Raw genomic sequence first — 12,621 nt, forward strand, 5'->3', positions numbered from 1 at the left:
GATTCTGGTTATGACGAGCCGAAAATGGTGATGTTTGCGACCCGGAACGGAATGTACTTTTGGGTACATGAGCACCGGAAGCGCAAAACAGCGCCGTTTGCAGGCCGTCAGAACCGGAATATCTACAGACTACACGAAGCGGTTCGCTTCCGCGCCGTAGTAAGTGATGTAGCGGCTGGAAATGCGCTCAATCGGCAGGATGATGAAGACATCGGTTGTGCCGAATGCCTCGTCGATTACTGCGCCGTCTCCGATCATCGCGCCAAGACTCAGATAACCCTTGACCAGTGGCGGCATGGAGAACAGCGCAACCTTGTTGTTGATCGCTTCCTTCGGCATCAGGTCCATGGCCTGATAACGATTGGGCAGGGCACGAACGTCCCAGTCATCGGTGGCACGGCAGTTGTGATGGAGGAACGACAGGCCGAGCGCGTGCGCTGCAGGCACCGCGCCGTGGAATGAAGCACAGCCGAACATCACATCGATGGAATGGCGGCGGCAATAGGCCCAGGCACCTTGCCAAAGAAGCTCGACAGTGCGCTTGGAGCGGTATTCCGCCTTCACGCAGGAGCGACCCAGTTCAAGCAGGCGGAGGTTCGGGCGTGAAAGGGCCAGACGCTGCACGTCATATTCATCGGCAGAATAAAAGCCGAGCGCCTGTTCTGCCTGATCGCTACGCATCAGACGATAGGTGCCGACAATCTGCTGATGCTCCGGCACGGGCAGGGCGGTGTCATAAACGAGCAGATGATCGCAAATAGCGTCGAAACGGTCAGCGTCTCGAAGCTCCACGGCTTCGATGCTTTCCCTGCGTGCGCCCATTTCGTCGAAGAAGACGCGGAAACGCAATTCCTGCGCGGCTTCTACCGCCTCGCGTGAATTTGCAAGCCGTACTTCCAGCGATCCGATGCGTCCCAGAACGATGGGATCGCCGTTGGACGCGAACAGCGCCTGTTGTGCTTCTAAGCCTGACATGACCGTATCATCAATGATTTGCTGGTCCATTCCAAGCAGTACTGTCATGATGATGGCTCCTGATTTGTCTATTCACGTATTCCTGAACGGCTTTCCCACGGATATTTCGGCGAGAGCTAGCCAATTCCAATCCTTGTTCAGCCGATTGCATGGACAGGGTGTCCAGTTCGACCGAAGCAGTACAGATTCAGTGCTACGCGACGATGACAGAAGCATGTCACCAATGTGTCAATTCGGATGACTGGACCTTATCCTCTTCAAAAAGCTTTTAATTTTAAGAGATCAAATTATGCGAAAGGCAGGGACTGTTCAACCCGGCGGGTTAGCGGGCGGCCCGTTCGCGCCGCCAGCCGAGGAATTCCTCCAGAATTATGAGACCTGCACCGATTGTAATGAAGGTGTCGGCGAGGTTGAAAACTGCGAATGACCAGGTTGGCAGGTGAAACAGAATATAATCTACGACGTAACCGTGCATCACGCGGTCGATAAGATTGCCGATGGCGCCGCCGACGACAAGTGCAAAACCGTAGCGTGCGAAGATGCGGTCCGGCGCGTTGGTCCACCACAGGTAAAGTACGAACAAAATAACTGCTGCGGTGATTGCGACCAGTCCCCAATCATGCAGCCATGCCAGCATGGAAAAGGCGATGCCCTCATTGTGCGTACGAAACAAGGCAAGGAACGGTAGCAGGTCGATCTGCTGGCCGTAGCCCATCCGCGTTTCCACCAGATGTTTGACACCCTGATCGATCAGTATGGTGAGAACAACGACGAACAGTGAGGACCAGACTGCGTGTCGCTTCATCCGGAAACCCTTTCATCGAGCGTGAGTGCGTCGCGACGAATTTCGTAGAGCATGACGCCGGTGGCAATTGCAAGATTGAGGGAATCTGCACGGCCTGCCTGCGGAATGCGAGCAAGCTTGTCGCAAGTATCGGCCAGACTGTCCGGCAGGCCCTGCTGTTCGTTGCCCATCATCAGCACGACCGGCTTGTTGGCATAGGGAATGGTGCGATAGTCGACCGCACCTTTCAGATGGGTGCCGACGACAAGGCCCGAAATGTCCTTGCGCCAGTTGAGGAAGTCGGCTTCCGTCACTTTATAGAGCGGCATGGAAAAGACCGAGCCCATCGTGGCGCGCACGGTTTCCAGCGAATAGGGGTCGGTGGTGTCGCCGATCAAAATGATGCCCTTGGCGCCGACCGCATCGGCGGTACGGATGACAGTGCCCAGATTGCCGGGATCGCGCACGCGGTCGAGCGCGATATAAACATCGTTGTTCTTCGGCTTGAGGTTTGCGAGCGGGCGATATTGCTGTTCGAAAACACCGACCACCATTTGCGGGTTGTCGCGGCGGGTAATGGCAGCCATGATCTTTTCAGTCACTTCCAGCACCAGCCCGCCCTTGGCGAAGGTGCGGGCGGCAACCTGCTCGACCATCTTGTTGCCCTTGCCGGACTTGGCGAAGACCAGCGTCTTGATGCGCCAGTCCTGTTCGAGCGCGTCGATGACGAGCTTCAGCCCTTCGGCCAGAAACACGCCCTGCTGGTCGCGGAATTTTTTCAGCGCCAGCGAGCGGAGATCTTTCACGATAGGGTTGGTGAGGCTGGTGACTTCCTTCACCTGACCTACCTTGGAATATTCGGCACGAGAGCCGCCTTTGGAAAAATCGTCGTCACGGCTCATTTTGCTACCCAGCGGCTGAACATGGATGTGGAAAGCGCGCGTCCTCCCGACTGATCGGCGGAACGTTCGCGCAGAATAAGTTCGCCCGATTCGACTGTACCACCAAGGCCGGTGAAACGGTCGCGCATCAGTTCGTGAATGGCGAAGAAGGATGCGCGGATCGAATAGGCAGTCAGGATGACGGCGAGCGGTTTTGGCGTCAGGATGGACCGGCATGTATCGACCATTGCGGGCAGATGCTCGAACAACTGCCAAACCTCGCCGCTCGGTCCGCGCCCATAGGCAGGCGGATCAAGCAGGATGATGTCATAGAAACTGCCGCGCCGTTCCTCACGCTGAACGAATTTCATCGCGTCTTCACAGATCCATCGGATTGGCTTGTCCGAAAGCCCGGCCATTTCCTGATTTTCACGCGCCCAGAGAATGGCCTTCTTGGAGGCATCCACATGGGTCACTTCCGCACCTGCACGTGCCGCTACCAGCGAGGCGACGCCCGTATAGCCGAAAAGATTGAGCACCTTAACGCTGCGTCCAGACTTTACCCCATCTCGGATAAGCCCATCCATATAGGACCAATGCGCGGCCTGCTCTGGGAACACGCCGACATGGCGGAACGAGGTGAAACGGCCATGAAAGGAAATGCCATCGTGCTGCATCGGCCATGTTTCGCCGAGCGGCACTTTCGGAAAGGCCCAGCGTCCCATACCTTCCTCGTCGGTGTTGCCGGTGAAGACGGCGTCGGCCTGATCCCATTCCCTTTGTGGCAGGCTTGGCAGCCAGATTGCCTGACCTTCCGGGCGGACGATCCGATAGGGACCATATTGCTCGAGCTTCAACCCGTTGCCGCTGTCGAGAAGCGCATAATCGGGCGAGGGTTCCGTTTCGAGGATGAGCGGCAGTCGTTCTCCCGGGCGTGCGCCGGCATAAGGCTTGATTTCGCGAAGCGGAGTAGCGGGCTTGTCGTCTACGGGCTTGGGTGCGGCCTTGGCGAATTGGGGACGCGGCTTTTTGAAAGACGAGCCTTTATTGTCAGACTTGCCATCAAATCGGCCTTCAAATTTGCTTTCTGAACGCGGCGCATCATGTCTTGCGCGCTCGAAACGACGGTCCTGTTTGCCGCCCGACGGCTTTTTGCCTTTTCCCTTTGGCGCTTTCACCCGAAACTCCAATCATCATGATTGGGGTCTAGGTAGGATAAACAGGGCCGGTGTGAAAGGGGAAAACGACGTTCAATCGCGCTTCGACCATGAAAACCCGGAAGTTTTGCCTCCGGGTTTGAGAATAGCAGGTGTTTCAGGAGTTCACGACCGGCATATTGCGCTTTTCGGCGGCGGTGCTCCGTTCAAGCAGGCGCGCAGCTTCCTGCTTGTACATGCGCTCCTTGCGGCGGTGCTTGCCTTGTGTGAGCCACGTCACCAGTGAGCCAATGACAACGCCGAGAAGAAGCGCGCCGAACAGCCACAGAAACAGAGGCGCATTATAGGACAGAGCGGGATTGCCCGGATTGAACGGATCGATCGTAAACTGCACCGATGCGCGATTGGCAACCGACAACGCAATCAGAGCCACTGCAAGCGGCACGAGAACGATGATGGCGATGATGCGTTTTGCCGCCATGATGTTTATCAGACTGCGCCGTTGAGACGGTCGCGCAGTTCCTTGCCGGTCTTGAAGAAGGGAACCCACTTTTCTTCCACATCCACCGTTTCGCCGGTGCGCGGATTGCGACCGCTGCGGGCAGGGCGGTTCTTCACCGAAAAGGCGCCGAAGCCGCGCAGCTCAACACGATTGCCTTCGGCAAGAGCGTTTGTGATCTCGTCGAATACCGCGCCCACGATGTTTTCGACATCGCGCTGAAAGAGATGCGGATTACGGCTGGCGATAATCTGAACGAGTTCCGATTTGATCACGGCTTTAAACCCCTGTTCTTCTGTTTGTTTCATCCGGTATCTACCGGATATTGTGTAAGTTTACCTGGCTGGCGTCAATTCGCTTCAGGCGTACCGTCAACGTGCCAAACCGAAAGAAGTCCGTCAAGAAAGATGCGTTCCTTGGCGATCTGCTTCAACATGCCGTCTGCTTCCTGCGGCACGCGAAGAAGGCGTGCACCGGCATGAATGATAAGATCGCGCAGCGAGAAACCCGTTTCACTGCTGACCGGCTTCCATTCCAGACGCGGCAAATCTTTGGAAAGCCCCTTGCTCGCAAGCCAGGCGACCGCTTCCTCTTCACCGCCCAATCCGTCGATCAATTTTTTATCGAGTGCCTGTCGCCCTGTAAAAACCGCGCCATTGGCGAGGGCCAGCGCCTGTTCATGTGTGAACGAACGGCGTTTTTCGACAATGTCCACGAACCACGCATAGGAATCCATGATCATATTGCGGATCATGCCCTTGGCTTCTTCGCTGGCCGGGCTGAAATAATTGGGTTCCGCCTTGAGTGGCGAGGATTTGATGGTTTCGACCTTCACACCGATCGTATCGAGAAGCTTTGAAACATCTGGATACTGGAACAGGACACCAATCGAGCCGACGATGGATGTCTGTCGTGCCACGATGTGGTCCGAAGCGCTGGCAATCATGTAACCGGCGGAAGCTGCAAGGGTTCCTACCTGCGTGACGACCGGCTTTTTCTCGGCAATCTTGCGCACGGCTTCGAAAATCGCTTCGCCGCCCACCGTCGTTCCACCGGGCGAATCGAGAACCAGAATCACGCCTTTGACGGCGTCATCCTTGGCGATCTTGTCGAGACGCTTCAGCAATTCCTCATTCTCGAAGATGGTGCCTTCGATACGAACCTTGGCAATGTGCGGCTGGTTGAAGTTGGTGCCGCGCATGGACCATGAAGCGAAGACGGCAATCAGGGCGGCGATCAGAAGCAGGAAGGCCCCACGCCAGATCGTCAGCTTTCTGCGCAATTTCCGGCGTTCGATAATTGCTTCGGCGTCTTGAGCCATTCCCGTCCATCCGTTCGTTCAAATCGCGCGGCTTGCGCCCCGCAGTTCACCTTGTGCCCCGAATGAGGGCACGCGGCAAGTATCTTCGAAAAATAGGTCTGGTTAGAGATAGTGCCTGAAATACATATTGTAATGAAGCTGTCCGAGATTCTTATGTTCGTTGCCAGATCAGCTTTGGCGGCTGCAATACGCACAGCTGTAATTTGACCGAGTTTTGTGGTATCAAAGAGTTGAATAGCATCCTGCTTAATTCGGTGGGGTGTCAATTGGGCTGAAGTATCAAAGGCATAGGCCGTTCCTGCTTGCTGTTTGCGAGGCGGGTGCGGTATTTTGCGCGGTATAAAGCTATTGAGCGACCGATTATTTCACCCCAAATAAACCTTATTGAAATGAAAAAGCGCGACACACACGCGCTGATTATCGAGTTTTACGAAAGCCGTTGAGGAATTGAACGCCACATGACCGCCGACACCACAGATAGCCATGCGCCGCAGAACGCGACTGCTCAAGGTCGCGGCACGGGTGGCATGCGTTTTGGTGCGTCGGAGAAGGCCGAGACGCTTTTTCATGCTGCACAGCGCCATTCGATCCGCGTTCGCGTTCTGAAGACAGCCCTCCCTGTCGCCGCAATCATCGTGGGAGCGGTATTCTCTTGGTACACGTTCCTTGCGACGCCGAACGCGCCCGTTAAGGTCGAAGTGAACAATGGCGGCGAAAGCGGAAAGCTTGTCATGACGAGCCCGCACCTGAATGGATATACCAAGGATAACCGCCCCTATTCAATGACCGCTTCCAAGGCGACGCAGGATGCAAAGAACAGCGGTGCGATTTCGCTTGAAGGCATTTCCGCGGAGCTGCCGGTTGGTGACAAGGGCACGGCCAAGGTCGAGGCAACGTCCGGTGTTTACGACAATGCCAATGGGCGTTTGCAACTTGATAAGGACTTTACTGTTACGACAGACGACGGTTTACGTGCGGTGCTGCGTTCTGCGGACGTAAATCTCAAGAGCGGGCAGATCACCACTGACAAGCCCGTGGATATCCGCAGCGGCAGCACGCATATTCTGGCCGACAGCATGCAGGTCAAGGACAACGGCAAGGTTCTGATTTTCGAGAACAAGGTTCGAATGACTGTTGACGGCAGCGTTGTTTCGCCCAACAAGGCTCCCTGAAAAGGGCGCCTGATTTGAGGATAGGGGAAGCGTTCGGACCGATTCATATCTGTGCGGCGCGGTTGAGTACATTCTGAAACCGGTCCTCGGATCGAAATGTGCTCGAAAACAGATTGTTAGAGCGTGATTCTGATGCAATCGGAATGGTACAGGCTCTAAGCCGCTTTTTTGATCGCATTTTGCGATGCTGAATGTTCCCATTTGGCCGCAAAGTGCTTAATGTTGCGTCTGACCGCATGTCGACCCAGGGATGGTCGAATGCTTCGGGGAGCTGAAATTATATGGAACGCGAGACGGGCAAGATGAACAAGGGTACGATGGCCCGCACTTTGCGGATGGGATTTGCAGTTCTGGCGCTCGGCATTGTCGCGGCTCCGACAGTTTCACTGGCGCAGGAAGGCGCAGCCGTGAACGGGCTGAAGCTTTCCAACAGCAAGGCGCCCGTCAAGATCGACGCTGACAAGCTGGAAATGCGCGACAAGGAAGGCATTGCCATATTCACCGGTAATGTTGCCGTTTCGCAGGGCGACGCCCTGTTGAAGGCAGGCCAGATGACAGTCTATTACAACAAGGCCAAGAAAGACGGCGAAGCACCGGCCCCGGAACCGACAAGTGCTGGCGTGGGCGGCCTCGATTCATCGAGCATCGATCACATCGACATTTCGGGGAAAGTCTATCTCAAGTCCGGGACGCAGGTCGCAACTGGTGATACCGGGCGTTATGATGCGAAAAACCAGGTTATGGTTCTTCAGGGGCAGAAAGTGGTTCTGACCGATGGCGACAATGTCGTGACCGGTTGCAAGCTGACGGCGCATCTCGATACGGGCCGCGCCAATGTCGAAAGCTGCAAGGGCCAGACCAAGGGTCGCGTATCGATTATCATGGCCCCGAAAGATCAACAGCAGGGCGGTGCTGCGCCCAAGCAGAACTGACCGGAGCAGGCGTGGGATTGTTCTGGAACAAGAAGGCCGACGGGCCGCAAGACGCATCGCAAAATGTGAACGCACCATCCGATGTCGCGGGCGCTATGCCCGGCCAGCCGGGTAAGTCGACGCGTCTCAAAGGGACGCTGGTGGCACGCGGTCTCTGCAAGAGCTATCGCGGCCGGCAGGTCGTCAATGGCGTGTCGTTCGGTGTGCGTGCTGGCGAAGCTGTCGGTATTCTGGGGCCGAACGGCGCAGGCAAGACCACTTGCTTCTATATGGTGACAGGCCTCGTTCCGGCTGATGCCGGTTCCATCGAGATCGACGGTTTCGACGTCACGTCTATGCCGATGTATCGCCGTTCCCGTCTTGGCATAGGCTATCTGCCGCAGGAAGCGTCCATTTTCCGTGGCCTTTCGGTGGAAAACAACATCAAGGCTGTGCTGGAAGTTGTGGAGAAAGATCGCTCCAAACGCGCTTCCGAGCTGGATGCGTTGTTGGAAGAATTTCACATCGCTCATCTGCGCAAGGCGCCTGCCATTTCGCTGTCCGGCGGCGAGCGCCGTCGTCTCGAAATTGCGCGTGCGCTGGCATCACGCCCAAACTTCATGCTGCTCGATGAGCCTTTTGCTGGTGTCGATCCGATTGCCGTTTCGGATATCCAGCAACTCGTTCGCCATCTGACAAGCCGCGGCATCGGTGTTCTGATTACCGACCATAATGTGCGTGAAACGCTCGGCCTTATCGACCGCGCCTACATCATTCACGCCGGTCAGGTGCTGACACATGGTCGTCCTGCCGAAATCGTTGCCAATCCCGACGTGCGACGGCTTTATCTCGGCGACCAATTCACACTTTAATATTCGGCATTTTCATATCGTTTCAGGCTCCTATGGAAATGCCTTCATTCTGACCAGCCATCGGTTTGAGCCTGTTATGTTCTGCACAAAGTTACAGAAAGTGCCGCTGAACCGCGACTATTTCCCCTTTTGTCCCCAAACCGCACATTCTGAATTGACAAGCAAGGTTCATACCAGTTTTCATTCAAATACGCTTTCAGCCTGAAACGGCTGCGAGCGCACGGCTTATTCCTCTGTATGGGCTCAGGTCCCATGTCGATGAGTGCCGTCTGAAGGCCAGATTGCTGTCAAGAATATCTCGCGCGTTGACCATGTGTTCCGCGGTTATTGACAGGGTTTAACGGGGGAGAATAACGCGTCGCATGGCTCTGTCGCCCAAGCTCGATTTCCGTCAATCGCAATCGCTGGTGATGACCCCCCAGCTGATGCAGTCGATCAAGCTGCTGCAGATGACGCATATGGAGCTGGAGCAATTTCTCGACATTGAAATCGAAAAAAATCCGCTGCTGGATCGAATTGAGGCAGCGAATGATGATTTTTCGGGCGCTGAATCAGCACGAGACGGCGCTGAAACCGGCGGAGAGGATGCGGCGTCGGATGACTTGTCGGATGGCGACTGGTTCAAAACAGGCGCTTCGGATAATGCCGAAAATCTCTCATCCACCTTCGACAGCTCACTTGAAAATATCTTTCCGGATGATCCGGGTCGCTTCGACGAGATCGGTCCCGATCTTGCCGCGCAATGGAAATCGTCCGTCGGTGACGGATATGTTTCAGGTGGCAGTTACGACATCGATCAGGTTACGGCCAGCCGGATTTCATTGAGCGAGCACGTGGCGGAACAGATCACGCTGACTTTTTCCAAAGCGGCAGACCGGTTCATTGCGACGGCGCTCGCCGATGCACTGGACGAGAGCGGCTATCTGCGTGTCGATATTGTCGGTCTGGCCCAGAATCTTGGCGTGGAAACCGTCGAGATCGAGCACGTTCTTGGAGTGATGCAAGACTTTGATCCGGCAGGCCTTTTTGCCCGTGATCTGCGGGAGTGTCTGGCGATACAGTTGCGTCTCAAGGATCGGTTCGATCCGGCCATGGAGGTGTTGATCGACAATCTCGATCTTCTTGCACGGCGGGATTTCGCGACGCTCAAGAAGCTGTGCGGTGTCGATCAGGCCGATATTCTCGATATGCTGACCGAAATCCGTATGCTCGATCCAAAGCCCGGTGCTTTGTTCGAAATCTCCGTGGCCGATGCCATTGTGCCGGACGCACTGGTTACACCGTCGCGTGACGGTGGCTGGACTATTGAACTCAACGCAGCCGCAATGCCACGTCTTATCGTCAACAATGAATATTATGCAGAGGTGAGCACCTCGGTCAAAGCCGAAGAAAAAGCATTTCTCTCGGATTGCATGCAGACTGCGAACTGGCTCGTACGCAGTCTCGACCAGCGCGCGCGCACCATTCTCAAGGTAACGCAGGAAATCGTCCGGCAGCAGGACGGCTTTCTGCGCCACGGCGTGACCCACTTGAAGCCGCTCAACCTGCGCACGGTTGCCGACGCGGTCGGTATGCATGAATCGACCATCAGCCGCGTGACGGCGAACAAATTCATGGCCACGCCGCGTGGCGTGTTTGAACTGCGCTATTTCTTTACGGCCTCCATTGCCTCATCCGAAGGCGGCGACGCTCATTCGTCGGAGAGCGTGCGCCATCGTATTCGGCAGATGATCGACGCCGAAAAGTCCGACGACGTACTGTCTGATGATGCCATCGTGGATGCTCTGAAGAAGGACGGTGTGGATATCGCGCGAAGAACGGTCGCAAAATATCGGGAATCGATGAATATTGCTTCATCGGTTCAGCGCAGGCGTGAAAAGAAGGCAAGATTGTCAGCTTCCTGATTGCGTAGAGCATTTTGCAGTCAGGTGGCATCACCTGACGTTGCATAAATGCGGTAATACAGACAGATAGAGCGGAAGCGCGAACGAATGTGAGCGCATTTCGCTCTAGCCAAAATGGTTCCACAGATTGCGCTGAGAAGGGACCGTTTTAAATCACCGATTGTACCTCTAGGGCCTTATTCCCGTATTCGAATAGGGGAGAATGCTCTAAAATTTTGGATCTGTAGCGCTGCTCTTTCAGAAAAATTCGATCTCGATTTGTGGAAAGATCAGCATTGCAAGAGGACCAACTGGCAGGAGGACCAATTGACAAGCGCCATTTCACCCAATAGAAGCCCGGCTCGCGTTGCGGCACGTGTCTGGACGCCCTCATTTCCAGGGCTTCCTGATAAGTCGTCAGCGTGAATTGGCGAGATGTCAGCAGAAGCACTTGTGTTTCTACGATCGAAAATACGCCAAAGCAGAATTGAAGCATGTCTCCTCAAAGTAGAACCGGTTTGGGGAGGAAGACATGGGTTGGACGTTTCCGCCGAATGCGTTTTGCAGACAACGTCCGATAATATCGCTGTAATTTCTGGAAGAAATTGCGGTTGTCCATATGTTTGAAGGAAGGGCAATGTGGCGTTCCGGGAAAATCGGGCCAGGAAAACCAGGCCAGGAAAACCGGGCCGGAAAAATCCGGGCAACGGACCAGCTACTGGGGCGTTACTTAAAAGAGCAATGTGCGGCAACCATCCCGTAAAGGGGCTATTGATTGGAGCAGTCACGACTTCGACGGCTTTTTGGAAGGTGTTTCAACGCCTCATCGGAAAGTGCGCCTGGCAAGCGTGCATGCACCATGAATTTAGTTGGAAAACGCACAGGACGAAAAGCATCTTTGATGCTGGTTCGCTTTGCGCTTCGCTCGCCTTGTGATTAGACTGAGTCCTGTGGTGTAACGCAAATGAGGTGTGCCAAATGACTCTGCGTGTATCTGGAAAGCATATGGACGTCGGTGAAGCTTTCACAACCCGGATCATTGATCGGGTGAATGAAGCAGTCGGCAAATATTTCGATCATGGCTTTTCCGGACAGGTTACGGTCACCAAGTCCGGTTCGCGTTACAGTGCGGATTGCACCTTGCACCTCGATAGTGGTGCAACTCTGCAAAGCACTGGCGACGCGCAGGATCCGCAGCTGGCTTTTGAAGCGGCCGCGGACAAGATCGAAACCCGCCTTCGCCGCTATAAGCGTCGTCTGAAATCGCGCCCGGCTACGCAGCCAGATGCGATCTATGATGACGTTGCATATCGTGTTATGGCACCGCTGTCGGAGGAAGAGGAGGATCTTCCGGCGGATTACGCGCCGACAATTGTTGCGGAATCGTCCGTCGCCCTGCGCACCATGTCGGTGGCGTCGGCGGTCGTGGAACTGGATCTGATCGAGAACCCGGTTCTGGTATTCCGCAATGCCGGCAATGATGAAGTTAACATCGTCTACCGTCGCGCGGACGGCAATATCGGCTGGGTCGATCCATCGATGGTCACCCGCCAGGCCGCGCCACGCGCCTGACGGCAAACCTGAAGCGCACGCAGCAGATCGCGATTAGGCGGCCGCGTGCGCTTCCCAAAACCGGGCCGCAAAGGCCTGATTGAAGAAGGAACGGAGAGAATGGATCTTAGTGATCTGATTCAGCCTGGGGCGATTATCCCGGCGCTGAAAGCCAGCTCCAAAAAACAGCTTTTGCAGATTCTGTCTGAAAAGGCTGCGGAACTGACCGGTCTCCCTGAGCGTGAAGTTTTCGAAACAATTCTCCAGCGTGAGCGCCTCGGTTCTACCGGGGTGGGCAATGGCGTTGCCATTCCGCACGGCAAGCTGGCGAACATCAACAAAATAGCCGGAATCTTCGCTCGTCTGGAAACCCCGGTCGATTTCGAGGCGCTGGACGATCAACCCGTCGATCTTGTTTTTCTGCTTCTCGCGCCGGAGAATGCCGGCGCGGATCACCTGAAGGCACTCTCGCGCATCGCCCGTATGCTGCGCGATGCCGATACGGTTGCCAAATTGCGCGGCACACATGACGCGCAGGCGCTCTATTCATTCCTGACAGCTCAGCCTGCTTCCAACGCCGCCTGAGTTCAAATAGTTTCTCGTAGACAAAACCGC

13 protein-coding genes are annotated in these 12,621 nt (G+C 55.4%); 6 read left to right on the top strand and 7 right to left on the bottom strand.

The window, feature by feature from the left end:
* Positions 1-129 precede the first annotated feature (129 nt).
* From olsB to sppA, 7 genes are all read right to left on the bottom strand, one after another.
* The gene (olsB, locus tag OANT_RS00810; RefSeq protein WP_011982365.1) at positions 130-1,023 is read right to left on the bottom strand and encodes a l-ornithine N(alpha)-acyltransferase; all 894 of its coding nucleotides are present in this window, start codon (positions 1,021-1,023) and stop codon (positions 130-132) included.
* Between the two features lie 274 nt (positions 1,024-1,297).
* A complete protein-coding gene (gene lspA / locus OANT_RS00815) occupies positions 1,298-1,780 on the bottom strand; it encodes a signal peptidase II (protein ID WP_010657996.1) in 483 nt (160 codons plus the stop codon).
* A complete protein-coding gene (locus OANT_RS00820) occupies positions 1,777-2,661 on the bottom strand; it encodes a TrmH family RNA methyltransferase (RefSeq protein ID WP_011982366.1) in 885 nt (294 codons plus the stop codon). The genes lspA and OANT_RS00820 overlap by 4 nt, the downstream gene beginning before the upstream one ends.
* Positions 2,658-3,818: an RsmD family RNA methyltransferase gene (locus OANT_RS00825; RefSeq protein ID WP_011982367.1), complete on the bottom strand. Its 1,161-nt coding sequence runs from the start codon at positions 3,816-3,818 to the stop codon at positions 2,658-2,660. Before OANT_RS00825 ends, OANT_RS00820 begins: the two co-directional genes overlap by 4 nt.
* A 136-nt stretch (positions 3,819-3,954) precedes the next feature.
* Positions 3,955-4,278, bottom strand: coding sequence for a lipopolysaccharide assembly protein LapA domain-containing protein (locus tag OANT_RS00830; protein ID WP_010657999.1), 324 nt, complete (start codon positions 4,276-4,278; stop codon positions 3,955-3,957).
* Between the two features lie 8 nt (positions 4,279-4,286).
* Positions 4,287-4,571, bottom strand: a complete 285-nt coding sequence (locus OANT_RS00835) for an integration host factor subunit beta (protein WP_004687882.1) — start codon at positions 4,569-4,571, stop codon at positions 4,287-4,289.
* A 74-nt stretch (positions 4,572-4,645) separates the two neighbouring features.
* Positions 4,646-5,617 (bottom strand): signal peptide peptidase SppA, encoded by a 972-nt coding sequence (gene sppA, locus OANT_RS00840; RefSeq protein WP_011982368.1) that lies wholly within the window; start codon positions 5,615-5,617, stop codon positions 4,646-4,648.
* A gap of 458 nt (positions 5,618-6,075) precedes the next feature.
* Here sppA and lptC point away from each other — a divergent pair, with 458 nt between their 5' ends.
* The 6 genes from lptC (at position 6,076) to ptsN (ending at position 12,591) form a co-directional block, all read left to right on the top strand.
* Entirely contained in the window at positions 6,076-6,789 is a 714-nt protein-coding gene (gene lptC / locus OANT_RS00845; protein ID WP_011982369.1) for an LPS export ABC transporter periplasmic protein LptC, read from the top strand.
* Positions 6,790-7,070: 281 nt separating this feature from the next.
* A complete protein-coding gene (locus OANT_RS00850) occupies positions 7,071-7,721 on the top strand; it encodes an LptA/OstA family protein (RefSeq protein WP_011982370.1) in 651 nt (216 codons plus the stop codon).
* An 11-nt stretch (positions 7,722-7,732) separates the two neighbouring features.
* Positions 7,733-8,572, top strand: coding sequence for an LPS export ABC transporter ATP-binding protein (lptB, locus tag OANT_RS00855; protein WP_010658003.1), 840 nt, complete (start codon positions 7,733-7,735; stop codon positions 8,570-8,572).
* A gap of 362 nt (positions 8,573-8,934) precedes the next feature.
* The gene (gene rpoN, locus OANT_RS00860; protein WP_011982371.1) at positions 8,935-10,476 is read left to right on the top strand and encodes an RNA polymerase factor sigma-54; all 1,542 of its coding nucleotides are present in this window, start codon (positions 8,935-8,937) and stop codon (positions 10,474-10,476) included.
* 957 nt (positions 10,477-11,433) lie between these two features.
* Positions 11,434-12,027, top strand: a complete 594-nt coding sequence (hpf, locus tag OANT_RS00870; protein ID WP_010658005.1) for a ribosome hibernation-promoting factor, HPF/YfiA family — start codon at positions 11,434-11,436, stop codon at positions 12,025-12,027.
* Between the two features lie 99 nt (positions 12,028-12,126).
* Entirely contained in the window at positions 12,127-12,591 is a 465-nt protein-coding gene (ptsN, locus tag OANT_RS00875) for a PTS IIA-like nitrogen regulatory protein PtsN (protein ID WP_006465889.1), read from the top strand.
* Positions 12,592-12,621 lie beyond the last annotated feature (30 nt).

This window comes from Brucella anthropi ATCC 49188, assembly GCF_000017405.1.
In the GTDB taxonomy this organism is placed as follows: Bacteria; Pseudomonadota; Alphaproteobacteria; order Rhizobiales; family Rhizobiaceae; genus Brucella; species Brucella anthropi.